This window comes from Quadrisphaera sp. DVD1 (assembly GCF_058932755.1).
This window is the reverse complement of record NZ_JBZYWI010000005.1, coordinates 21,980-43,712: the sequence shown is the minus strand read 5'-3', so window position 1 is coordinate 43,712 and position 21,733 is coordinate 21,980. Positions and strand designations below refer to the sequence as shown.

Here is a 21,733-nt window from a genome sequence, read left to right as displayed (position 1 = left end):
CCGAGCGGGCCCTGGACCGGGTGCGCGCGGAGGTGGCCGAGGAGCTGGCCTCGACGGCGTCGCTGCGCGAGCGGGCGGTGCTGGTGGGTGACCTCGCCCGCTGCGCCGAGGGCACCGGCGGGGGCAACACGCGGCGGATGAAGCTGTCGACCTACGTCCTGGCCGCCCGGCTGGAGCAGGTCGCCGCCGCGGCCACGACCCGGCTGCTGGCGATGTCGGACTCGCGCTACACCCTCGTGCACACCGACGACCTCGAGCGCCGCGGCGCCGGGTCCGGTCTGGGCCTGCGGGTGGTCGACGCCTGGACCGGGCAGCGGCGCGACACCGCGACCCTCTCCGGGGGCGAGACGTTCCTGGCGTCCCTGTCCCTGGCGCTGGGCCTGGCCGACGTCGTGCAGGCCGAGGCCGGTGGCACCGCGATCGAGACGCTGTTCATCGACGAGGGCTTCGGCACCCTCGACGAGGAGACCCTGGAGGAGGTCATGGCCACCCTGGAGCAGCTGCGCGCCGGCGGGCGGGCCGTCGGGCTGGTCAGCCACGTCGCCGAGCTGCGCACCCGCATCCCCTCCCGCCTGGAGGTGGTCAAGGGCCGCGACGGCTCGCGGCTGCGGGCGGTGGTCTCGTGAGCGCGCCCGCGAGCGCCGGGCCGGGGGGCGCCGCGCAGGTGCGGCCGGCGCCGGGCGCGGTGGTGATGGACCTCGACGGGGTGCTGGCCGACACCCGGGCGCGGATGCACCACATCCGCGCCCGGCCGCGGGACTGGGACGCGTTCTTCGCCGAGGCCGTCCGCGACCCCGCCCACCCCGAGGGCCTGGCCATCGCCGTCGAGGCCGCGGCCCGCGGCGTCGCGGTGGTGTACCTCTCGGGGCGGCCCGAGCGCACCCGCGGGGCCACGCGGGCGTGGCTGGAGCAGGTGGGCGCCCCGGACGGCCCGCTGCTGCTGCGGGCCGAGGGCGACCGGCGCGCGGCCCGGGTGGTCAAGGTCGAGGCCCTGCGGGCCCTGGCCGCCGAGGGACCGCTCGCGGTGCTCGTCGACGACGACCCGGCCGTCGTGGCGGCGGTGCGGGCGGTGCGCCCGGCCCTGGTGGGAGAGGTCCTCCTCGCCGACTGGCAGCCCCGCGACGGCGACCTGCACGACGCCCAGGAGCGCTCCGGGCGCACCTGAGCCCGCCGCCGCACCCAGGGGGCGGCGGGGTCGCGCGCTCACCGGGTCAGGGGCTCACCGGGTCAGGGGCACAGGCGTCCCAGCAGCAGGCTGATGAACCTCTCGTTGTCCACGCCGTCGGCGATGCGCACGGCCCTGGACCGCGGCAGGTCCAGGCCCGCGGAGAGGAGCTCGTCGTCGTGGGGGTCCCACGCCACGGTGCGCCCGCGGGTCAGCGAGCCCCGCAGCTCCATGCTGACCCGGGCCTCGCGGTAGGTCACCACGGCGGGGTCGATGAGGGTCGCCAGGGCCAGGGGGTCGTGCAGCGGGCAGCCGTCGCGGCCGAAGCGCTCGGCGAGCCAGGCGACCCACGGGCGCACCGTCCGGCCCAGGTAGGCGGCCAGCGGGTCCGCCGAGGCGTCGAGGCGGTCGACGTCGCCCAGGCGCAGGAAGGTCTGCAGCGTGACGTCGAGCGGCACGAGGTCCAGCGGTGCGGCGCTGTCGAGGACGATCCGCGCCGCCTCCGGGTCGTAGGCGGCGTTCAGCTCCTGGAGGACGTTCGGCAGGTCGAACGCGCCCCCCATGACCACGAGCCGGGCGACCCGCTCGTCCCAGCCCGGGTCGACGAGCATCGCGGAGGCGATGTTGGTCAGCGGCCCCACCGCGACCACGGTGACCTCGCCCGGGTGGTCCTCCACCACCCTCACCAGGGCCTCGACGGCGGTGGCGGTGCTGGGGCGGAGCGAGGACCCCGAGGGCTCGACGCCGCGCCACAGGCGCTGGGCCGCCGGGTCCAGGCGTCGCTGGTCGAGCCGCTCCCGCCACGGCGCGGGGTCCTGCACCAGCGGCCGGGCCGCGCCGCGGTGGACCGGCACCGCGGGGGCACCGGCGGCCTCGAGGACCTCCAGCGCGCACTCCACCCCGCGGTCGACGGGCACGTTGCCCGCCACCACCGTGACGGCCTCGAGCTGCACCTCCGGCGACCGCAGGGCGAGGGCGATCGCCAGTCCGTCGTCGATGTCGGCTCCCGGGATGCCGTTGCCCGGGTCGGTGTCAAGGACGATGCGCACCGGTGACCTCCGCACCTGGGGTCGTCGGGCCCGGGGTCGACGGGCCCAGAGCTGGCGGGCCCAGCGCTGACGGGCCCAGCGCCGCGAGCTGGGCCCCGGGTGACTGGACGGCCTGGGCGGCCGCCTCGGTGGCGGCCTCGACCGCCGTGGACAGCGGCGCACCGTCGGCCAGGCGCGCGCTGAGGACGCCGGCGAACGCGTCGCCCGCGCCGGCGGTGTCCACCGCCTCCACCGGGTGGGCCGGCACGTGGACCGCCCCGTCCCCCTCGTCGAAGAAGGCCCCGTCCCCGCCTGCGGTCACCACGACGGCGCGCGGGCCGCGGGCGCGCAGGTCCTGCGCCGCCCGGGCCAGCGCGGCCGCGCTGTCCAGGGCCCGGCCCAGGACGAACTCGGCCTCGGAGCGGTTGACGATGAGCACGGCGACCGCCTCCAGGGTGCCGGCCGGCAGGTCGGTGGGAGGCGCGAGGTTGAGGACCACCGGGGTGCCGGTCTCCTGGGCCAGCGCGACCGCCCGCGCGACGACGGGGACGGGCAGCTCCAGCTGCACGAGCAGGAGCGCCGCGCGCTCCAGCTCCGGCCGCAGGCCCTCGACCTGCGGCAGGTCGACGGCGCCGTTGGCGCCGGGCGAGACGGCGATCATGTTCTCCCCGCGGGCGTCGACGAGGACGACGGCCAGCCCGGTCCGGTGGTCCTGCGCGGTCGCGAGGCCGGTGACGTCGACGCCGGCGCCGGCCAGGACCCGCCGGACCTCCTCGCCGTGGGCGTCGTCGCCCACGGCGCTCACCATCGCCACCCGGGCGCCCGCCAGGGCCGCGGCGACCGCCTGGTTCGCCCCCTTGCCGCCCGGGCGGAACTGCGCCTCGCCGCTCAGGACGGTCTCCCCCGGGCTGGGCAGGGCCGGCAGGCGGAGGGTGACGTCCATGTTGGCGGAGCCGAGGACCAGCACGGCGCCCCGCCGGGCCGCGCTGACGGGCCCGATCACCCCTTCACCGCCGTCGCCGAGACGGACTGCGTGAAGTAGCGCTGGAAGAACAGCAGCACGACCAGCGGGACCAGCGTCGTCAGGGTCGCCCCGGCGAAGATCTGCCCGAAGTCGACCTCCTGCTGCCCGGCGAACTGCGCGATCGCCACGGGCGCCACGCGCATCTCCGGCTGCGGGGCGATGAGCAGCGGCCACAGGTAGGCCTGCCACTGGAAGGTGAAGAGGATCAGGCCGGCGCCGATGAGGGCGGGCCGGGACAGCGGCAGGTAGATCCGCCAGAACACGCCCCACCAGCCGACGCCGTCCACCCGCGCCGCCTCGGCGATCTCGTACGGCACGCCGAGGAAGAAGCCCCGAAGGAGGAAGACGGCGAAGCCGTTCCCGACCGCCGGCAGGACCAGCGCCGTGTACGAGTTGGCGAGGTCCACCCCCCGGAAGATCGACATCAGCGGGATGGCGATGGCGTCGAAGGGGATGAGGAAGGAGACGACCATCACCCCGAAGACGACGCTGCGGCCCCGGAACCTCAGCACGGCGAGGGCGAAGCCGGCCATCGCGCACACCACGAGCCCCAGGACGAGAGTCGCGACGGTGACGACCAGCGAGTTGACCATCGGGCGGTCGAACCCGCCGTCGAGGAGCCGCGCGAAGTTGTCGAGGGTCAGCGAGCGCGGCAGCAGCGTCCACAGGGAGACCGACGACAGGCTGCGGAAGGTCTCGTTCTCCGGGCGCAGGGCGCTGACGACGGTCCACCACAGCGGCAGCGCGAACGCGGCCGCGATCACCGCGCCGAGCACCGCCAGCAGCGCCGGCCGCGCGCTCCTGCGGCGCCGCCGGGGCGAGCTCTGCACCTGCGCCACGTCACTCACCTCCCCGCGCGAGGAGGCGGAACTGGACGAGGACGATGGCGAGCGCCAGGGCGACGACGATGATGGTCCCGGCGGCTGCCGCTCCGGTGTCCCCCTCGATGTACGCGCGCTCGAAGATGTTGTTCATGATCAGGTCCGTCCGGCCGTTCGGGCCTCCGGCGGTGAGGATCTGCACCGGCGCGAAGACGAGCAGGTTGGCCACCGTGTCCGCCACGAGGACGAACCCGATCTGCCGGTGCAGCTGCGGCAGCGTGATGCTCCAGAACCGCCGCCAGCCGTTCGCCCCGTCGATCGCCGCCGCCTCGTAGAGGCCCGGGTCGATCTCCTTGAGCCCGGCGATGAGGAACATCATCCAGTAGCCCACGCCGATCCAGGAGACCACGAGCATGATCGAGGGCAGCGCCTGGCCCGGCGAGGTCAGGAACCGCTGCTCCGGCAGCCCCAGCAGGTCCAGCGTGCCGTTGAGCGGCCCGTCCGGGCGGAAGGCGACCGCCCAGATCACCGCCGAGACGCTCTGGGGGATCGCCACGGGCAGGAAGACCAGGGTCCGCATGAGCCCGCCGCCGCGGATCCGCTCGTTGAACAGGACCGCGAGCGCGAGCGCGACGGCGATCTGCAGCGGGTTGATGATGAGGCTGAAGAGCAGGGTGACCTTCAGGGAGTTGATGAACCCCGGGTCGCTGAACAGCCCCGTGTACTGGGCCAGACCGGCGAACTCCGGCGCCCGCACCCCCAGCGGGGTCGTGTGCAGGCTGTCCCAGAGCGCCTGGAGGGTGGGCCAGATGCGCACCAGGAGGGCGAGGAGGACGGCCGGGGCGAGGAAGAGGATCGCAGCCGGGGCGTCACCTCGGACCCGCCGCCCCCGCCCGGCCGGCCTCCGGGAGGAGGCCGGCCGGGCGGGCGCCGGCGCGCCGGGCGTCGCTGACGTCATCGGGCACCGGCCCGCTCGCGGCGCACGCCTGCGTCAGCTCTCGTACTTGGCGAGCGAGCGCTCGAGCTCGTCGGCCGCCTGCTGGAGCCGCTCGGCGACGTCGGAGCCGTTGGCGATGTCGCTGAACGCCTTGTTCATCTCCGTCTCGAACTCCACGTAGCCCACGCTCGTGGGGCGCGCGACGGCGTTGTTGGCGAGCTCGTACTGGATGATCTGCGCCAGCTGGCCGAACACCTCGCCCTCGCCGGCCAGGGTGTCGAGGTAGGTCTTCTGGGCGTCGACCTGGACGGGGATGTTGTTGCTCGTCGCCTCGGTGGCGCCCGTGGGGTCGGTCGTCAGGTACGCCAGGAACTCCTTGGCCTCCTCGACGTTGTCGGAGAACGGGCTCACGCCGGTCAGCCACGACCCGGTCGAGGACGCCGCCTCGCCCTCGGCGAACCGGGGGAATGCGGCGACGCCGTAGTCGAGCCCGTCGACGCCCTCGAAGCTGCGGACGTTCCAGGGGCCGCCGGCGAAGAAGGCGGTGCTGCCGCTGGCGAACAGCTCCGGGGTCTGCTCCGGGTCGACCCCCCGGGGCGAGAGACCGCTCTCGAACGTGGAGGCGTACCAGGTGAAGGCCTCGGTCCAGGCGTCGTTGGTGACGTCGGGCGTGATCATGTCGGGACCGGAGAGCCCCGGACCCCCGCCCAGGGACTCGGGCAGCGGCTGGAGCTGGTAGTAGCGGTTGACCTGGTCGAAGGTCAGGCCCCACTCGGCCCCGGCCGCCTGCGCCTGCGCCCCCTGGGTCGCGACGTCCTCCCAGGTGATCGGGCTCGCCGGGTCGCTGCTCGGCGGCGTGACCCCCGCCGCCTCGAGGAGGCCCCGGTTGTAGAAGAGGACCTGCGTCGAGGTCCAGCGCGGGAGGGCGTACTGCACGCCGTCCTGGACGCCGCCCTCCAGCGCCGTCGGGTCGATGGCGCCCTGCGCCTGCTCGGCGAGGTCGCTGACGTCCTCGAGGTAGCCCCGGACGGCGAAGGAGGCCAGGCGCGGAGCGTCGACGTCGTAGAGGTCGATGCTCGCGTCCTCCTCGCCCAGCCGCGCCTGCACCGTGGAGTTGAGGTCGTCGAAGGGGACGACCTCCTGCTCGATCGTGATGTCCGGGTGGTCGCGCTCGAAGCTCGCGATGACCGCGTCGAACGTGCCCGGGTCCTGGGCGTTGACGAACGTGAGCGTCGTCGCGCCGCCCGCCTCGCCACCGGCCTCGTCGCCGCCGTCGTCACCGCCGCCGCAGCCCGCGACGCCGAGGAGCACGAGGGCCGCGCCGGCCGCCACGGCCGCTCGTCCACCGCGCCGCCCCGTCCCTCGCCCGGCCTGCCCCCGCCGTGGGTCCCATCCCTGCGTCCACATCTCCGCACCTCGTCGTCCGGTCGCATGGCCTGCGCGCCGCCGTCCGCACCCTCGCGCCGGCAGGTGGGCAATCGTTTGCCCGAACTCGACGGTAGGCCTCCTCGGGCCTCGGGCGCAAGGGGTCCGCGAGCGCGCAGCGGCGCGGCGGGGCGCCGTGGCATGATCCGACCGGCTCGCCCGCGGCGACCCGGTGGCTCGACATCGCGCACGGCGCGCGTGGGCGGAGGACGGTGGGCGGTGGCAGTCACCATCAAGGACGTGGCCGCAGCCGCCGGCGTGAACCCGGCGACCGCCTCCCGCGCCCTGTCGGGGCGGCGCAGGGTCAGCCCCGAGGTGGAGCGAGCCGTCATCGCCGCCAGCGAGCGCCTGGGCTACCGCGTCAACACGGTGGCGCGCGCGCTCCGGCTGCAGAGCACCGCGACGGTCGGCATGGTCGTGCCGGGGATCTCCAACCCGTACTTCCCGGCGCTGGTGGAGGCGGTGGAGCGGAGGCTGAGCACGAACGGGCGCGAGCTCCTGCTCTGCGACTCCCAGGACGACCCCGCCATCGAGGCGCTGCGGGTGCGCGCCCTGCTCGACCGGCGCGTCGACGGCCTGCTCCTCGTCCCCTGCGGGGAGGCGGAGAGCGCCGCGACCCTGCAGCGGGCGGCGGCCGAGGTCCCCGTGGTCCAGCTCGACCGGTACGTGAGCACCTCCTCGGTCGACTTCGTCGGCCTCGACAACGCCGGCGGGATCCGCGCGGTGGTCGCCCACCTCCAGGAGCGGGGCTGCCGCTCCTTCGCCTACGTGGGCTCGAGCACCACGGACTCCGCGACCCGGCTGCGCCTGGACGCCTACCGCGAGGCCGTCGCCCCCCTCGACCCGGTCGGCGCGACCCGCACGATCCTCGGCGACTACTCCCTCGCCTGGGGGGTCGAGGCCGTCCCCCGGCTCGAGCGGCTCGGAGCCCTTCCCGACGCCGTCGTCTGCGGCGCGGACATCATCGCCCTCGGCGTGATCTCGGCCCTGCGCCAGCGGGGCGTGCACGTGCCGCGCGACGTCGCCGTCACCGGCGTCGACGACATCCTCTTCGCCGAGGTCAGCGAGCCGCCGCTGACGACGCTGCGGCAGCCGGCCGGCCTCATCGCTGTCGAGGCGGTGGACATCCTCGAGGAGCGGCTGCTGGGGCACGACCTGGTGGCGCGCCACCGGGCGCTGGAGCCGGTGCTGGTCGTGCGGGGCAGCACGCCCTGAGCCCGGCGCCCGGTGCGGGCCCGGTGCGCCGTCACGTCCACGCGGCGAGCAGCCCCTGGGCGATCGGGTCCATCGAGCGGGCGCTGTCCTCGCTGTTGCAGGAGACGGCCACCGCGGTGCGGCGGTCGGCCGTGACGGCGAAGGTGGTGGAGAACCCCGCCCAGGCCCCGCGGTGCTCCAGGTGCCCGTCGGGGCCCACGACGATCCCGGCGGCGTAGCCGTCAGCGCCCCGGTCGGCGGTGCCCGGCGTGCGCAGCTGCTCCTCCAGCAGCTCCGCCCCGCCCAGACGGGGCTCGCGGTAGGTGTCGGCCCAGCGCACCAGCTCCGAGGGCGTGGTCTGCACCGACCCGTCGCCCACCTGCTCGAAGCGGCTCCCGGCCGGCACCGCGGCTCCGGTGGCGGGGTCGCGCCGGTAGCCGCGCGCGGACGTGGTGCCGGTGTTCTCCGGGTGCGCGCCCCAGGGGTCGATGACCATGTCCAGGGCCAGCGGGGCGAACACCCTGGCGCTGGCCACCTCGGGCAGCGGGGCCCCGGCCGCGGCCGCCACCACCTCCGCGAGCAGCACGTAGTTGGAGTTCGAGTAGGACGAGCGCTCCCCCACCTCTCCGGGGAGCGCGGTCACCGCCGCGATGGCCGCGACGGCCTGCTGCTGGGTGGTGCGGTCGGTGACCTGCACGCCGGACGCCGCGAACAGGTCGAGGTAGTCCGGGATGCCACTGGTGTGGTGCAGCAGGTGGTCGAGGGTGACCCGCTCGGCCCACGGCGGCAGCCCCGGCACCCACTGCGCCAGCGGGTCGTCCAGCGCGAGCCGGCCGTCCTGGGCGAGCAGCAGCACGGTGGTCGCGGTGAACTGCTTGGACACCGAGGCGATGTCGAAGGTGGTGCTCGGGGTCAGCGCCCGCCCGGTGGTCAGGTCCGCCGTCCCGCGGGCGCCGGCCCAGACCACGTCGCCCTCGATCCCGACGGCCGCGGAGCAGCCGGGCTCGGCCGGGGCCAGCCGGCGCTCGAGCAGGGCGTCGCTGCGGGTGCGGAGGTCCTCGGCGCTCCCCGTCGCCGACGCCGTGGGTCTGCTCGGCGACGCCGGCGAGCAGGCCGCGAGCGCGAGCACCAGCGCGAGGCCGCAGGCGGTCGGCGTCCTCGGGCGCACCTCGACCTCCTGGGGTGGAGCCGTCACCGGTCGGGCGATGGTGGCACGGCTGTTCACGGGAGCGTCGGACCGGCAGGCTCGGCGCCGTGAGCACGCTGCCCGTCACCGACCGCACCCGTCTGACCCGCCGGCCCCAGCGCCAGGTCACCGACCGCGCCGCGCTGCACGCGCTGCTCGACGCCGCGCTCGTGGCGCACGTCGCCGTGGTGCGCGACGGGGTCCCCGTCGTGCTGCCCCTGGCCTGCGCCCGCCGCGGCGAGGAGCTGCTCCTGCACGGCTCCACCGGCGGCGGGCTCCTGCGCGCGGCCGCCGCCGGTGCACCGCTGACCGCCACCGTGACCCTGCTCGACGGCGTCGTCTACGCCCGCTCGGTCGCCGACAGCTCGATGAACTACCGCAGCGCCATGGTCCTGGGCACCGCCCGGGTGCTGGAGGGCGCCGAGGCGCTGGAGGGCCTGCGGGCGCTGTCGGAGCACCTCATGCCCGGGCGGTGGGCGGAGGTGCGCGAGCCCACCGCCAAGGAGCTCGCCGCCACCGCCGTCCTGGCGCTGCCGCTGGCCGAGGCCAGCGTGAAGGTGCGCCGCGGCGACCCCAGCAGCGCTCCCGACGACGGGGAGGACCGCGCGGTGTGGGCCGGCGTCCTGCCCCTGACCACCCGCGCCGGCGAGCCGGTGCCGGCCGCCGACGTCCCCGCGGGGGTGCCGGTGCCGGCCAGCGTCTGGGAGCGCGCCGCCAGCACCTGACGGCGCGCGCTCAGGCCTCCGCGAGCTCGCTGACCGGCGGGCAGGAGCACACGAGGTTCCGGTCGCCGAAGGCGCCGTCGATGCGGCGCACCGGCGGCCAGTACTTGCCCCGGGGGTCCGCGCCGGCGGGGTAGACGGCCTCGGCGCGCGTGTACGGGTGGTCCCACGCGCCGGCGAGCATCGCGGCCGTGTGCGGCGCCTGGCGCAGCGGCGAGTCCTCCAGGGGCCACGCCCCGGCGGCGACCTGGTCGATCTCCACCCGGATCGCCACCATCGCGTCGCAGAAGCGGTCCAGCTCGGCGAGGTCCTCGCTCTCGGTCGGCTCGACCATGAGGGTGCCGGCCACGGGGAAGGAGACGGTCGGGGCGTGGAACCCGTGGTCGACCAGCCGCTTGGCCACGTCGTCCACGGTGACGCCGGTCGCCCGGGTCAGCGGACGCAGGTCGAGCACGCACTCGTGCGCGACCAGGCCGTGCGCACCGGTGTAGAGCACCGGGTAGTGCTCGCCCAGGCGGGCGGCGACGTAGTTGGCGCTGAGCACCGCCACCTGCGTGGCCCGGCGCAGCCCCTCCGGGCCCATGAGGCGCAGGTAGGTCCACGGGACCGGCAGGATCCCCGCCGACCCGTGCGGCGCGCCGGAGACCGGGCCGACGACCCCGCGCCCGGGCAGGAACGGCACGAGGTGCTCGGCCACGGCCACGGGCCCGACGCCGGGCCCGCCCCCGCCGTGGGGGATGCAGAAGGTCTTGTGCAGGTTCAGGTGGGAGACGTCGGCGCCGAACCGGCCCGGGCGCGCCAGGCCCACGAGGGCGTTGAGGTTGGCGCCGTCGACGTAGACCTGGCCCCCGGCGGCGTGCACGAGCGCGCAGACCTCGGTGATCGTCTCCTCGTACACCCCGTGGGTGGAGGGGCAGGTCACCATGATCGCCGCGAGGTCGTCGCGGTGGGCGTCGACCTTCGCCCGCAGGTCGGCCAGGTCCACGGCGCCGTCGTCGCCGGTGGCCACCGCGACCACCCGCAGCCCGGCCAGGACGGCGCTGGCCGCGTTGGTGCCGTGCGCGCTGGCCGGCACCAGGCACACCGTGCGCGCCTCCTGGCCGCGCGAGCGGTGCCAGGCGCGGATCGCCAGCAGCCTCGCGAGCTCGCCCTGGGAGCCCGCGTTGGGCTGCACGGAGACCGCCGCGTACCCGGTGACCTCGGCGAGCATCCCCTCCAGGTCGGCCACCAGCGCTGCGGTGCCGGCGCCGTCGGCGGCCGGGGCGAAGGGGTGCAGGTCGGCGAAGGCGGGCCAGGACACCGGCTCCATCTCCACGGTGGCGTTGAGCTTCATCGTGCACGAGCCGAGCGGGATCATCCCGCGGTCCAGGGCGTAGTCGGCGTCGGCCAGCCGCCGCAGGTAGCGCAGCACCGCGGTCTCGGAGCGGTGGGCGCTGAAGACCGGGTGGGTCAGGTAGGCGCTGGTGCGCACCAGCGCGTCCGGGACGGCGCTGGCGGCCTCGGGGACGGCGTCCGGTCGTGCGCCGGTGACCGCCGCCAGCACGGCCGTGAGCACCGCCTCGACGTCGGCCTCGGTGGTCGTCTCGTCGCAGGCGATCCCCACCGCGTCGGCGTCGACGCGCCGCAGCCAGTACCCGGCGTCGGAGGCGGCGGCCACCACCGCGTCCGCGCGCCCGGGCACGCGCACCTGCACGGTGTCGAAGAACGCCCGGTGCACGACCTCGAGCCCCGCCGCGGTCAGCGCGGCGGCCAGCGCGGCGGCGCGGGCGTGGGTGCGCTGCGCGATCTCGCGCAGCCCGTCCGGGCCGTGGACGACGCAGTACATCCCCGCGACCACCGCCAGCAGCACCTGGGCGGTGCAGATGTTGGACGTCGCCCGGTCGCGGCGGATGTGCTGCTCGCGGGTCTGCAGGGCGAGGCGGTAGGCCGGGGCGCCGTCGGCGTCGACCGAGACCCCCACCAGGCGCCCGGGCAGCTGGCGCTCCAGGCCGGCGCGCACCGCGAGGTACCCCGCGTGCGGGCCGCCGCCGCCCATCGGCACCCCCAGCCGCTGCGTGGAGCCCACCGCGACGTCCGCGCCCTCGTCGCCGGGGCTGCGCACCAGCGCCGCGGCCAGCAGGTCGGCGGCCACGGTGACCAGCGCGCCCCGGGCGCGGGCGGCCACCACCACGGCGGCCACGTCGTGCAGCGCGCCGCTGGCGCCCGGCTGCTGCACGAGCACCCCGAAGACCCCGCCCCCGTCCAGCGCCGCGTCGAGGGCGGCCCCGGGGTCCGCCGACAGGTCGGCGAGCACCACCGGGACGCCGACCGCCTCGGCGCGGGTGCGCACGACGGCCAGGGTCTGGGGCAGCACGTCGGCGTCGACGACGAGGGCGGCGGCCCGCTCGCCGGCCGGCCCGGGAGGCGCGGACGGCCCGGACGGCCCGGACGGCCCGGACGGCGCCCGCGAGGCCCGGCGCATCAGCGCCACCGCCTCGGCGGCCGCGGTCGGCTCGTCGAGCATCGAGGCCCCGGCCACCGCCATCCCGGACAGGTCGGCCACCGCGGTCTGGAAGTTCAGCAGCGCCTCCAGGCGGCCCTGGCTGATCTCCGGCTGGTACGGGGTGTAGGCGGTGTACCAGGACGGCGACTCGAGCACGTTGCGCCGCACCACCGGCGGGGTGCGGGTGCCGGAGTAGCCCAGGCCGATCATCGGGCGGCGGACGGTGTTGGCCGACGCCAGGGCGCGCAGGGCCGCGGTGACCTCCGCCTCCCCCGCGGCCGGCGGCAGGCGCAGCGGCGCCGTGTCGCGGATCGCGGCCGGCACGGCGGCCTCGACGAGGGCCTCCAACGACGCGACGCCGAGGCGGTCCAGCATGTGCTGGACCCCCTCGGCGTCGGGGCCGATGTGGGTGGCGGCGAAGCGGGACTCGTCCACGGCGCCAGCCTCTCAGGCGCAGCGCCCGAGCGGGGAGCGGCGGGCTCAGCCCGTGCGGCGGGCGGCGCGGCGCGCGGCGAGCTCGTCGGGCACCTCGGCGCCCCCGGAGACCCGCTCGCCCGGCAGCGCGGCGAGGCTGCCCTCGACCTCGCGCCAGACCCGGCCGACGGCGATGCCGAAGACGCCCTGGCCGCCCTGGACGAGGTCGACGACCTCGTCGGCGGAGGTGCACTCGTACACGCTCGCGCCGTCGCTCATGAGGGTGATCTTCGCCAGGTCCTCCACGCCCCGCTCGCGCAGGTGCACGACCGCGGTGCGGATCTGCTGCAGCGAGACGCCGGTGTCCAGCAGCCGCTTGACGACTTTCAGCACGAGGATGTCGCGGAAGCCGTAGAGTCGCTGCGAACCGGAGCCGGACGCCGGGCGCACGCTCGGCTCGACCAGGCCGGTGCGGGCCCAGTAGTCCAGCTGGCGGTAGGTGATGCCGGCTGCGCCGCAGGCCGTGGGGCCGCGGTAGCCGACCTCCTCCTCCAGCACGGGGCGGTCCTCGGTGGAGAACAGCGGCCCGCGCGCCGCCGCAGCGGAGCCGCGGGGTCCCCCGCTCTCGCCGGTGCCGCTCACTGGTACCTCCGTCTCACCGCCTGCCGGGGCCGACCGCCGCGCGCGCCCTCCCGGGCCCGCGCCGCCTGCATCACCGGATCAGGACGTCTGGGTCGAAGGTAGGCGCCCGTGGGGGGCACAGTCAACGACAGCCACACCAGTAACACCGGCGTGTCGCCCTGGCGTGTCTCACCCTCGACCTCAAGGTGAGATGGCGAGGGCCCGGCCGGTCAGCTGCGGTCGGCGTCAGGAGCCTCGTCCGGGCCGCCGGGCGCCTCGAAGTCCTCGGCGCTGACCTGGTCGAGGAACTCGCGGAACTTCTCCACCTCGTCCTCGTCCTCCTCCGGCACCGGCATCCCCCCGGCGTCGAGGACGTCCTCGGCGACGAGGATCGGGCACTGCACCCGCAGCGCCAGGGCGATGGCGTCCGAGGAGCGCGCGCTGACGGTGGTGCCGCCGTCGAGGACCAGCTCGGCGAAGAACACGTTGTCCTGCACGGAGACGATGCGGACCTCGACCAGCGTGCGGCCCACGGCGGTCAGCACGTCCTTGAGCAGGTCGTGGGTCAGCGGGCGCGGGGGCACCACGCCCTGCTGGGCGAAGGCGATGGCGCTGGCCTCCGGCGCGCCGATCCAGATCGGCAGGAAGCGGTCACCGCCCCGCTCGCGCAGCAGGACGATGGGGTTGTTGGAGGGCATCTCCACCCGGACACCGACGACATCGAGCTCTCGCACGGCTCCCACGGTAGTCCGCCCGGGTCGCCGCCGCGGGCTCAGGCCCCGGGGCCCTCCAGGGCCGTGCGCAGCACCGAGGCGTGAAGGCGCAGGAGCGTGCTGGCGATCTCGCGGCCGACCTCCTCGGCCCGGGCGCCGGAACCGGCGCGCTGCTGGCGGCGCAGCGGGCTGACCACCTGCTCCACGAGCGCGGCCTCGCGCTCGGCCGCGGTGCGCAGCACGCGCAGGTGCCGCGGCTCGATGCCGTGGGCGGCGAGGTCGCGCGCGCTGCGCACGACGTCGGCGGCCTCGGCGGAGTAGCTGCCGGCATCGCTGCGGACCAGCAGGCCGTGGTCCTCCAGCGCCTCGACCAGGCCGGCGTCCCCGCCCGCGGCGGCGACGAGGTCGGCGCGGGTGGCGCGCCCGGGCGGTGAGTCCGGCGCGGGCTCCGGGCCCTCCTCGGCCACCGGACCGGGAGCCGCCGGCCCGCCGAGGCCGTCCAGGCGGCGGGGCGGGCGCACCGGCCCACCGGGCAGCACCGGGGGCTCGGCCCCGCGGTCGACGGCGGCCAGGTAGGCCCCGATGACCCGCAGCGGCAGGTAGCGGTCGCGCTGCAGGGACAGGACGAAGCGCAGCCGGTCGACGTCCGCGGGGCTGAACTTGCGGTAGCCGCTGGGCGTGCGCTGCGGGGAGACCAGGCCCCGGTCCTCCAGGAAGCGGATCTTGGAGTGGGAGACGTCGGGGAACTCCGGCTGGAGCTCCGCGAGCACCTCGCCGATGGTCAGCAGGGACGACGAGCCGGCTCGGCGCACCGGCTCGTGCCCCAGAGCGCCGGCCGGGCTCACCGCTGCGACCGGTACGGGTGGTAGGTCAGCCGGTACTTGCCGATCTGGACCTCGTCGCCGGCGGCCAGCGGGACGTCGTCCACCCGGTCGCGGTTGACGTAGGTGCCGTTGAGGCTGCCCACGTCGCGCACCCGGAAGGCGTCGCCGTCGCGGACGAACTCCGCGTGGCGCCGGGAGACCGTGACGTCGTCGAGGAAGATGTCGCTGCTCGGCTCCCGGCCCGCCGTGGTGCGGTCGGCGTCGAGCAGGAAGCGCGCCCCGGCGTTGGGGCCCCGCTGGACGACGAGCAGGGCCGACCCCTCCGGCAGCGCGTCGACGCTGCGCTGCTGGTCGGTGCTCAGGCCCGACTCGGTCTCGGCCTCGTGCCCGGGCACCGAGACGGCGGGGAAGGACATCGTGGTGTCCGCACCGCTGACGTCGCGCGGGCGGGGCCCGGCGGCCCCCGGGTCCACGTTCTCGCTCACAGGCCCTCCTCCTCCGGTGCTCGCCCCGGTCGGCGGCGCTCGGCCCGGGCACTACCCACCCTAACGGTCTGGATCACGCCGGGAACCGGATCATCCGACCTGGGCGCGGTAGGTCGCGGCGTCGAGCAGCGACGCGGTGGCCGAGGGGTCGTCGGGCCGCAGGTCCAGCAGCCAGCCCTCGCCGTAGGGGTCGGAGTTGACGAGCTCCGGGCTCCCCTCGAGGTGCTCGTTGCACGCCGTCACCACCCCGTCGAGGGGGGCGTAGAGGTCGCTGACGCTCTTGGTCGACTCCACCTCCCCGCAGGAGGTGCCCGCCACGACGCGGTCGCCGACGGCCGGCAGCGAGACGTAGACGACGTCACCCAGCTCGCCCTGCGCGTACGCGGTGATCCCCACCCGCACGGTGCCGTCCTCGCCGGTGCGCACCCACTCGTGCTCCGCCGTGTACCGCAGGTCGTCGGGGTGCTCGAACTCGGGCATGGGCCAAGGACCCCTCACGGGCTGGTGGAATCGGAGGACGGAGCGACCGACCGAGCGTACTGAGGCTCGCTCGGCGCCCGCAACGCTGTGACCTGCACCTCGTCGAGCTGCTCGACCACGGCGTTCCCGCCGCGCAGGCGCACCGTCGGGGCCACCCCGCCGGGGAAGTCCATCGCCGAGGACAGGGTCTGCGGGTCGCCGATCGCCAGGAACGTGTACGGGGCCTCCAGCGGCTCCCCGTCCACCTCCACGACGTCGTCCGGGCCGTCGACGAACGCCGTCTCGGCGACCACGCGGACGTCGTCGACCTGGATCGCCTCAGCGCCGGCGTCGCGCAGCTCCTGCACCGCGCTCAGCAGGACCAGGTCGTCGACGCCGGGCCCGGAGACCACGAGGCGGATGCCCGGACCGGTCGCCGCCGTGGTGCCCGCCAGCACGCCCAGCACGTCCACCCGCTCCTGGGCCAGGTCGCGGGCCGCGGCGCGCTGGTCGCCCGAGCTCAGCAGCTCCTCGCGGGTGCGCTCGAGGTCGGCGATCTCCCGCTCGAGGCGGTCGGAGCGGTCGCTGGCGTCGTCGAGGAGGCCGACGAGGTCCGACTGGCGCAGCGAGGACAGGTCCTCCTCGTCGTTCGAGCGCACCTGCACCACCACCGCCAGGCCCAGGAGCAGGCACAGCAGCCCGGCCAGCAGCTGCGCCCGGGTGCGGCGGGGGGCCAGGGAGGCCCACAGCCGCTGGCGCCCCGTCAGCGGGGCGGCCGGGGGCACGGCCTCCCCCGGTGCGGGTCGCGGCTCCACCGGCGGCGCCTCGACCGGCGCGGCCTTCGCGGGGACGGCCTCCGCGGGCGCAGCGCCCGCGACCGCGGCCTTCGCGGGCGCCCCCTTGCGCGGGGCCTTCTTCGGGGTGGTCTTCTCCGACTGCGTCCTCTCCGGCGGGGTCTTCTCCAGCGGGGCCTTCTCCGGCGGGGTCTTCTCCAGCGGGGTCTTCTCCGGCGACGCGCCGCTCGCGCCGCTGCTCATGCCTTGAAGACGTGGCGCCGGATCGCCGCCACGTTCGAGAAGATCCGGATCCCGAGCACGACCACCACGCCCGTGGACAGCTGGTTGCCCACCCCGAGCTGGTCGCCCAGGAAGACGATGAGCCCGGCGACGACGACGTTGGACAGGAACGAGACGACGAAGACGCGCTCGTCGAAGAGGCCGTCGAGCAGCGCCCGCAGGCCGCCGAAGACGGCGTCCAGGGCGGCGACGACGGCGATCGGCAGGTAGGGCTGCAGCCACGGCGGCACCGTGGGGTCGAGCAGCAGGCCCAGCACGATGCCGACCAGCAGGCCGAGCGCGGCGATCACGGGGAGTCCTCCGGGGTGGGGTCGGTGGCGGGTCCGGCCTCGGACTCGACCAGGGGCTCGGCGTAGTAGAGCTGCTGCACGTCCTCCGGCGGGAGCGAGAGCTCCTCGGCGGAGTCGACGGACACCCCGATCCCGGCCTCGCGCTGGGCCTCGGTGAGGTAGCGCAGGGCCGGGCTCACCGCGAACTCCGTCGCCAGGGCGTTGGGCTGGCCCACGGCCTCGATCCGGTACGGCGGGGTCAGCGGGCGGAAGTTGACGAGGATCGCGCTGCCGGCGTTGCGGATCGCCGTGCGCGAGGTCAGCCGCTGCCCGTTGATCGCGATCGCCTCGGCGCCGGCCGCCCAGAGGCCGTTGGCGGCCACCTGCACGTCGAGGTAGATCACCGAGTGGCCCTCGGAGTCCGCGGACGCGTCGTCGAGGCCCCGCTCGGGGCGCGGGGCGTCGCTGAGGGTCAGCACGATCCCCGCGCCGGTCACCGCCGTGGCGCCGGAGGGGACGAGGAGGGCCGGGCCGGCCTCGGGCGCACCGGGGTCGCCGGCCAGGACGTCGTCCTGCACCGCCTGGACCTCCTCGCGCAGCGCGACGGCCCGGGCGGCGGCCCGGTCGGCCTCCGCGGTGCGCGCCTCGATCCGCTCCACGAGCGCGTCGCGGTCGGCGGCCTGCACCGGCACCCGCAGCTGCACGACGGCGGAGACGAGGACGAGCCCGGCGAGGACGGCGAGGACGCCGGTCAGCGCCGCGGCGCGCGAGCGCAGCCGGTGCGGCGGCTCCTGGCCGGCGGCGGCCTCCCGGGCCCGGCGCTGCGCGGCGGCGGCGTAGCCGGGGTCGAGGGGGCGCTCCACGACCTCGCGGAGCAGCGTCATCGAGGCGTCGGGGCGGGTCGTGCTGGTCGGGCGGGCGGGTGCGGAGGCGCTCACGGGGCTCCGGCCCCGCCGGCCGCCGACCGCGCCCCCGGGCGCGCGCCGGGGTGCTGCGCCGGACCCTGCACCACCGCGGGAGCCCTGCTGGCGCGCAGCACCTCCGCGACCTGGCGCAGGTACAGCAGCCCCGCCCACCAGTACAGCCCCGTGCCCCACCAGGCGAACGCCCAGCCCAGCGGTCGGGCGACCTCGCCCACCCCGCCGCCGAGCTCGCCGAGGAGGATGAGCGGGAACGCGTAGAGCAGGCAGAACGTCGCGGCCTTGCCGAGGTAGTGCACCGGCAGCGGGCCGTAGCCGGCGCGGGTGAGCGAGGGCAGCGTGGCGAGCAGGACGACGTCGCGGGCGACGATGACCGCCACCACCCACCACGGCACGAGGTCGCGCCAGGCCAGGCCCAGCAGGGTGGCGAAGATGTAGAGGCGGTCCGCAGCCGGGTCCAGGACCCGCCCGGCGCGGGTCTCCTGGTGCCACCGGCGGGCGAGGTGGCCGTCGAGGTAGTCGCTGAGGCTGGCGGCGGCGAGGACGACCAGCGCCCACCCGTCGTGCTCGGCGACGATGAGCCAGGCGAACACCGGCACCAGCAGCAGGCGCAGGACGCTGAGGGCGTTGGGGACGGTGAGGATGCGGTCGCTCAGGCCGGTCTGCGCCACGGTCCTCCCCCGCTCGAGGCTCATCCGCGCGCTGGTGGCGGCGGCCCTTGCGGACCGCCGCCACCACCGCTCAGCGTCGAGTCGGGACGGCGGGATTCGAACCCACGACCCCTTGACCCCCAGTCAAGTGCGCTACCAAGCTGCGCCACGTCCCGGAGCCCTTGCGGGCACGATGAACCCTAGCCTACCGACCGGGGCCCGTGGAGCCGGGTGCGCCGCCGGGCGGGGCGCCCGCACGAGCGGTCAGCGACGGCGCTTCTCGCGCACCCGCACCGAGACCTCGATCGGGGACCCGGCGAAGCCGAACTCCTCGCGCAGGCGCCGCTCGAGGAAGCGGCGGTAGCCGGCCTCGAGGAAGCCGGAGGCGAAGAGCACGAACCGCGGGGGCTGCGTGGAGGCCTGGGTGCCGAAGAGGATCCGCGGCTGCTTGCCCCCGCGCAGCGGGTGCGGGTGCGCCGCGACGACCTCGCCGAGGAAGGAGTTCAGCCGCCCGGTGGAGATCCGCTGCTCCCACGAGGCCAGCGCGAGGTCCAGTGCGGGCACGAGCTTCTCCAGGTGGCGCCCGGTCTGCGCGGAGACGTTGACCCGCGGCGCCCACTGCACCTGCACGAGGTCCTGCTCGATCTCGCGCTCGAGGTAGTAGCGGCGCTCCTCGTCGGTGAGGTCCCACTTGTTGTAGGCGATCACCAGCGCGCGGCCGGACTCGATCACCTGCGTGATGATCCGGGTGTCCTGCTCGGAGATCCGCTCGTTGGCCTCGACGAGGACGACCGCCACCTCCGCCCGCTCCAGGGCGGCCTGGGTGCGCAGCGAGGCGTAGAAGTCCGCGCCGGAGGTCTGGTGCACGCGCCGCCGGATGCCCGCCGTGTCGACGAACCGCCAGGTGCGCCCGCCGAGCTCGATGAGCTCGTCGACCGGGTCGCGGGTGGTGCCCGCGGTGGGGTGGACGACGACCCGCTCCGAGCCCGCCAGCTTGTTGAGCATGCTCGACTTGCCGACGTTCGGCCGGCCCAGCAGCGCCACGCGGCGGGGGCCGGTGCTCGAGGGCATCTCCCCCTGCGCCGGCATGGTCGGCAGGGCGGCGAGGACGGCGTCCAGCAGGTCGCCGGAGCCGCGCCCGTGCAGGGCCGAGACCGGGTGCGGCTCGCCCAGGCCGAGGGACCACAGCGACGCCGCGTCGGCCTCGGTGCGGGCGTCGTCGACCTTGTTCGCGGCCAGGACCACCGGCTTGCCGGAGCGGCGCAGCAGCCGCACGACGGCCTCGTCGGTGGCGGTGGCGCCCACCGAGGCGTCGACGACGAAGACCACGGCGTCCGCGAGGTCGATGGCGATCTCGGCCTGCTCCGCGACCCGCGCGTCGAGGCCGTGCACGTCGACCTCCCAGCCGCCGGTGTCGACGACGGTGAAGGGGCGCCCGGCCCACTCGGTGGTGTAGCTGACGCGGTCGCGCGTCACCCCGGGCACGTCCTGGACGACGGCCTCGCGGCGGCCCAGGACCCGGTTGACCAGGGTGGACTTGCCGACGTTGGGCCGCCCGACGATGGCCACCACCGGCAGCGGGCCCAGCCCGCCGCCGTCGGCGGCGCCGGGCTCGCCGGAGAGGACCGCGAGGTCCTCGGGGCTGAGGTCGTACTCCTCCAGCCCGGCGCGCAGCGCGCGGGTGGGGTCGACCTGCTCGTCGGGGCGCTGGTCGGGGGCGGTGGGCTCGCTCATGCTCGGTCTCCGACTGGCAGGGCCGCGCTGACCAGGGACAGCAGCGCCTCGACGGTCTCCTCCAGGGACAGGGCGGAGGAGTCCAGCGTGACGACGCCGTCGGCGGCGGTGTGGAAGGTGGACACGGTGGAGTCGTCGCGGTCGCGGCGCACCACCTCGTCGCGGGTGGCCTCGACGGCGCCGGCGTCGGTGCGCCCGTGCAGCTCGGCGGCCCGGCGCGCGAGCCGGGCGTCCTCGCTGGCGGTGAGCAGCACGCGCACGTCGGCGTCGGGGGCGACGACCGTGGTGATGTCGCGGCCCTCGGCGACGACCCCGCGGTCCTGGGCCGCCGCGGCGATCAGCTCGCGCTGGCGCCGCTGGAGCTCCGCGCGCACCGCCAGGTTGGTGGCCACGGCGCTGACCGCCGCGGAGATCCGGCTCTCGCGCACCGCCGCGGTGACGTCGGTGGCGCCCACCGCGACGCCGGGCGCCGCCGGGTCGGTGCCCATCCGCAGGTCCAGCGCGGTGGCGGCGTCGGCGACGGCGGCGCTGTCGGCGAGGTCGACGCCCTGGTCCAGGCACCACCAGGTGACGGCCCGGTACATGGCCCCGGTGTCGAGGTAGGCCAGGCCCAGGCGGGCGGCGACGGTGCGCGAGACGGTGGACTTTCCCGAGCCCGACGGGCCGTCGACGGCGACGACAGGACCGGGGTGGGACACGGGCACGAGGAACCTCCAGAGCAGGGCGGGGATCCCCCGAGGGTAGTGCCCGTCCCCGCACCCCCGCGCCTCCCGCGGGCCGCGCGGGGCCGCCCTGGCTAGGGTCGTGGTCCGTGACCGATGCCGTGCAGAGCACGACCGACCTGCTGGACGCCCTCGCCTTCGCCGGTGACCTGGTCTCCCGGTGCGGGCAGGAGGCCGCGCAGCGGCAGGCGGGCGTGCGCGAGCAGCGCAAGCCCGCCGAGGCCCTGACCGGGTCGGTGGTCACCCAGGTCGACCTCGACCTCGAGCGCGCCGTGGACGCCGCGCTGGCCGAGCGCTTCCCCGAGGACGGCCTGGTCGGCGAGGAGGAGGTCGACCGGCCCAGCCGCAGCGGGCGCACCTGGGTGGTGGACCCGGTCGACGGCACCCTGAACTTCGCGCGCCGCCTCGGCCCGTGGTCCGTCGTGCTCTCGGCCTGGCGCGGGGACGAGGCCGAGCTCGTGGCCGTGTGGACCGGCGGCGTGCTCTACACGGCCGCGCGCGGGCACGGCGCCCGCCGCGACGGCGAGGTGCTGTCCCTGCCGGCCACCGAGGTCGAGGCCGGCGGCATCGTGCGCGCTCCCGCCTCCCTCGTCGCGGCGGTGGCCGGCGCCGGCTGGCTGCCCAAGATCGTGGAGTCCTCCGCCGCCGAGGTGGCGCAGGTGGCCGACGGGCGGGTGACCGGCACCGTGCGCCTGCGCGGCGACCGGCGGGACCTGCACGGCCCCGCCCTGCTCGTGGCCGAGGCCGGCGGCACCGTCACCGACCTCGACGGCGGCCCCTGGAACGGCGCCTCGGCCGGCCTCGTGGTCGCCACCGCCGGCGCCCACGCGGCGCTGCTGGAGCTGGTCCCCCGCTCCTGAGC

General features: G+C 76.1%; 23 protein-coding genes and 1 tRNA gene. 5 read left to right on the top strand and 19 right to left on the bottom strand.

Annotated features, from left to right (window positions below):
- Both AC5FZL_RS01355 and AC5FZL_RS01350 read left to right on the top strand, forming a co-directional pair.
- A partial coding sequence (locus tag AC5FZL_RS01355) for an SbcC/MukB-like Walker B domain-containing protein (RefSeq protein WP_493616764.1) occupies positions 1–626 on the top strand: 626 nt, incomplete at its 5' end.
- On the top strand, positions 623–1,165 hold the full coding sequence (locus tag AC5FZL_RS01350; protein ID WP_493616763.1) for a phosphatase domain-containing protein: 543 nt from the start codon (positions 623–625) through the stop codon (positions 1,163–1,165). The genes AC5FZL_RS01355 and AC5FZL_RS01350, both read left to right, overlap by 4 nt.
- A gap of 62 nt (positions 1,166–1,227) precedes the next feature.
- Here the strand turns inward: AC5FZL_RS01350 and AC5FZL_RS01345 are convergent, their stop codons facing one another.
- The 5 genes from AC5FZL_RS01345 to AC5FZL_RS01325 all read right to left on the bottom strand — a co-directional run bounded on the left by AC5FZL_RS01345 (position 1,228) and on the right by AC5FZL_RS01325 (position 6,307).
- The gene (locus AC5FZL_RS01345) at positions 1,228–2,214 is read right to left on the bottom strand and encodes a nucleoside hydrolase (RefSeq protein ID WP_493616762.1); all 987 of its coding nucleotides are present in this window, start codon (positions 2,212–2,214) and stop codon (positions 1,228–1,230) included.
- Positions 2,198–3,196 carry a ribokinase gene (locus AC5FZL_RS01340; RefSeq protein ID WP_493616761.1) on the bottom strand — a complete coding sequence of 333 codons (999 nt, stop codon included), beginning with the start codon at positions 3,194–3,196 and terminating at the stop codon, positions 2,198–2,200. The genes AC5FZL_RS01345 and AC5FZL_RS01340 overlap by 17 nt, the downstream gene beginning before the upstream one ends.
- Entirely contained in the window at positions 3,193–4,056 is an 864-nt protein-coding gene (locus AC5FZL_RS01335; RefSeq protein ID WP_493616760.1) for a carbohydrate ABC transporter permease, read from the bottom strand. The genes AC5FZL_RS01340 and AC5FZL_RS01335 overlap by 4 nt, the downstream gene beginning before the upstream one ends.
- 1 nt (position 4,057) lies before the next feature.
- Positions 4,058–4,855, bottom strand: coding sequence for a carbohydrate ABC transporter permease (locus AC5FZL_RS01330; RefSeq protein WP_493616759.1), 798 nt, complete (start codon positions 4,853–4,855; stop codon positions 4,058–4,060).
- A gap of 174 nt (positions 4,856–5,029) precedes the next feature.
- A complete protein-coding gene (locus AC5FZL_RS01325) occupies positions 5,030–6,307 on the bottom strand; it encodes a sugar ABC transporter substrate-binding protein (RefSeq protein WP_493616758.1) in 1,278 nt (425 codons plus the stop codon).
- A gap of 312 nt (positions 6,308–6,619) precedes the next feature.
- On the opposite strand from AC5FZL_RS01325, the gene AC5FZL_RS01320 reads away from it, so the two are divergent.
- On the top strand, positions 6,620–7,615 hold the full coding sequence (locus tag AC5FZL_RS01320; RefSeq protein ID WP_493616757.1) for a LacI family DNA-binding transcriptional regulator: 996 nt from the start codon (positions 6,620–6,622) through the stop codon (positions 7,613–7,615).
- A gap of 31 nt (positions 7,616–7,646) precedes the next feature.
- Here AC5FZL_RS01320 and AC5FZL_RS01315 read toward each other — a convergent pair whose 3' ends face one another.
- A complete protein-coding gene (locus AC5FZL_RS01315; RefSeq protein WP_493616756.1) occupies positions 7,647–8,789 on the bottom strand; it encodes a serine hydrolase domain-containing protein in 1,143 nt (380 codons plus the stop codon).
- Positions 8,790–8,848: 59 nt separating this feature from the next.
- On the opposite strand from AC5FZL_RS01315, the gene AC5FZL_RS01310 reads away from it, so the two are divergent.
- Entirely contained in the window at positions 8,849–9,505 is a 657-nt protein-coding gene (locus tag AC5FZL_RS01310) for a pyridoxamine 5'-phosphate oxidase family protein (protein WP_493616755.1), read from the top strand.
- Between the two features lie 10 nt (positions 9,506–9,515).
- Here the strand turns inward: AC5FZL_RS01310 and gcvP are convergent, their stop codons facing one another.
- From gcvP to cmk, 13 genes are all read right to left on the bottom strand, one after another.
- Positions 9,516–12,419 (bottom strand): aminomethyl-transferring glycine dehydrogenase, encoded by a 2,904-nt coding sequence (gene gcvP / locus AC5FZL_RS01305; protein ID WP_493616753.1) that lies wholly within the window; start codon positions 12,417–12,419, stop codon positions 9,516–9,518.
- Between the two features lie 45 nt (positions 12,420–12,464).
- The gene (locus tag AC5FZL_RS01300; RefSeq protein WP_493616752.1) at positions 12,465–13,040 is read right to left on the bottom strand and encodes a MerR family transcriptional regulator; all 576 of its coding nucleotides are present in this window, start codon (positions 13,038–13,040) and stop codon (positions 12,465–12,467) included.
- A 209-nt stretch (positions 13,041–13,249) separates the two neighbouring features.
- Entirely contained in the window at positions 13,250–13,753 is a 504-nt protein-coding gene (locus AC5FZL_RS01295; RefSeq protein WP_493616751.1) for a bifunctional nuclease family protein, read from the bottom strand.
- 38 nt (positions 13,754–13,791) lie between these two features.
- Entirely contained in the window at positions 13,792–14,577 is a 786-nt protein-coding gene (gene ftsR, locus AC5FZL_RS01290; RefSeq protein WP_493616750.1) for a transcriptional regulator FtsR, read from the bottom strand.
- Positions 14,574–14,972 carry an FHA domain-containing protein gene (locus tag AC5FZL_RS01285; protein WP_493616768.1) on the bottom strand — a complete coding sequence of 133 codons (399 nt, stop codon included), beginning with the start codon at positions 14,970–14,972 and terminating at the stop codon, positions 14,574–14,576. Before AC5FZL_RS01285 ends, ftsR begins: the two co-directional genes overlap by 4 nt.
- Positions 14,973–15,131: 159 nt before the next feature.
- Positions 15,132–15,521 (bottom strand): glycine cleavage system protein GcvH, encoded by a 390-nt coding sequence (gene gcvH / locus AC5FZL_RS01280; protein WP_493616749.1) that lies wholly within the window; start codon positions 15,519–15,521, stop codon positions 15,132–15,134.
- Between the two features lie 14 nt (positions 15,522–15,535).
- Entirely contained in the window at positions 15,536–16,537 is a 1,002-nt protein-coding gene (locus AC5FZL_RS01275) for a DUF881 domain-containing protein (RefSeq protein WP_493616748.1), read from the bottom strand.
- A complete protein-coding gene (locus tag AC5FZL_RS01270) occupies positions 16,534–16,866 on the bottom strand; it encodes a small basic family protein (RefSeq protein ID WP_493616747.1) in 333 nt (110 codons plus the stop codon). The genes AC5FZL_RS01275 and AC5FZL_RS01270 overlap by 4 nt, the downstream gene beginning before the upstream one ends.
- Positions 16,863–17,783 carry a DUF881 domain-containing protein gene (locus AC5FZL_RS01265; RefSeq protein WP_493616746.1) on the bottom strand — a complete coding sequence of 307 codons (921 nt, stop codon included), beginning with the start codon at positions 17,781–17,783 and terminating at the stop codon, positions 16,863–16,865. Before AC5FZL_RS01265 ends, AC5FZL_RS01270 begins: the two co-directional genes overlap by 4 nt.
- The gene (gene clsA / locus AC5FZL_RS01260; protein ID WP_493616745.1) at positions 17,780–18,460 is read right to left on the bottom strand and encodes a cardiolipin synthase ClsA; all 681 of its coding nucleotides are present in this window, start codon (positions 18,458–18,460) and stop codon (positions 17,780–17,782) included. The genes AC5FZL_RS01265 and clsA overlap by 4 nt, the downstream gene beginning before the upstream one ends.
- Positions 18,461–18,517: 57 nt before the next feature.
- Positions 18,518–18,591 (bottom strand) — tRNA-Pro (locus AC5FZL_RS01255).
- 88 nt (positions 18,592–18,679) lie between these two features.
- Complete coding sequence (gene der / locus AC5FZL_RS01250; RefSeq protein WP_493616744.1) at positions 18,680–20,149, bottom strand: ribosome biogenesis GTPase Der; 1,470 nt, start codon at positions 20,147–20,149, stop codon at positions 18,680–18,682.
- Positions 20,146–20,853 carry a (d)CMP kinase gene (gene cmk, locus AC5FZL_RS01245; RefSeq protein WP_493616743.1) on the bottom strand — a complete coding sequence of 236 codons (708 nt, stop codon included), beginning with the start codon at positions 20,851–20,853 and terminating at the stop codon, positions 20,146–20,148. Before cmk ends, der begins: the two co-directional genes overlap by 4 nt.
- 107 nt (positions 20,854–20,960) lie before the next feature.
- Here cmk and AC5FZL_RS01240 point away from each other — a divergent pair, with 107 nt between their 5' ends.
- Positions 20,961–21,731: an inositol monophosphatase family protein gene (locus AC5FZL_RS01240; RefSeq protein ID WP_493616742.1), complete on the top strand. Its 771-nt coding sequence runs from the start codon at positions 20,961–20,963 to the stop codon at positions 21,729–21,731.
- The last annotated feature ends 2 nt before the right edge of the window (positions 21,732–21,733 follow it).

Excerpts from the sequence above, each read along its gene's own strand:
- AC5FZL_RS01285 (WP_493616768.1), bottom strand. The coding sequence starts at position 14,972 with ATGTCCTTCCCCGCCGTCTCGGTGCCCGGGCACGAGGCCGAGACCGAG.
- der (WP_493616744.1), bottom strand. The coding sequence starts at position 20,149 with ATGAGCGAGCCCACCGCCCCCGACCAGCGCCCCGACGAGCAGGTCGAC.
- gcvH (WP_493616749.1), bottom strand. The coding sequence starts at position 15,521 with ATGCCCGAGTTCGAGCACCCCGACGACCTGCGGTACACGGCGGAGCAC.
- AC5FZL_RS01275 (WP_493616748.1), bottom strand. The coding sequence starts at position 16,537 with ATGAGCAGCGGCGCGAGCGGCGCGTCGCCGGAGAAGACCCCGCTGGAG.
- clsA (WP_493616745.1), bottom strand. The coding sequence starts at position 18,460 with ATGAGCCTCGAGCGGGGGAGGACCGTGGCGCAGACCGGCCTGAGCGAC.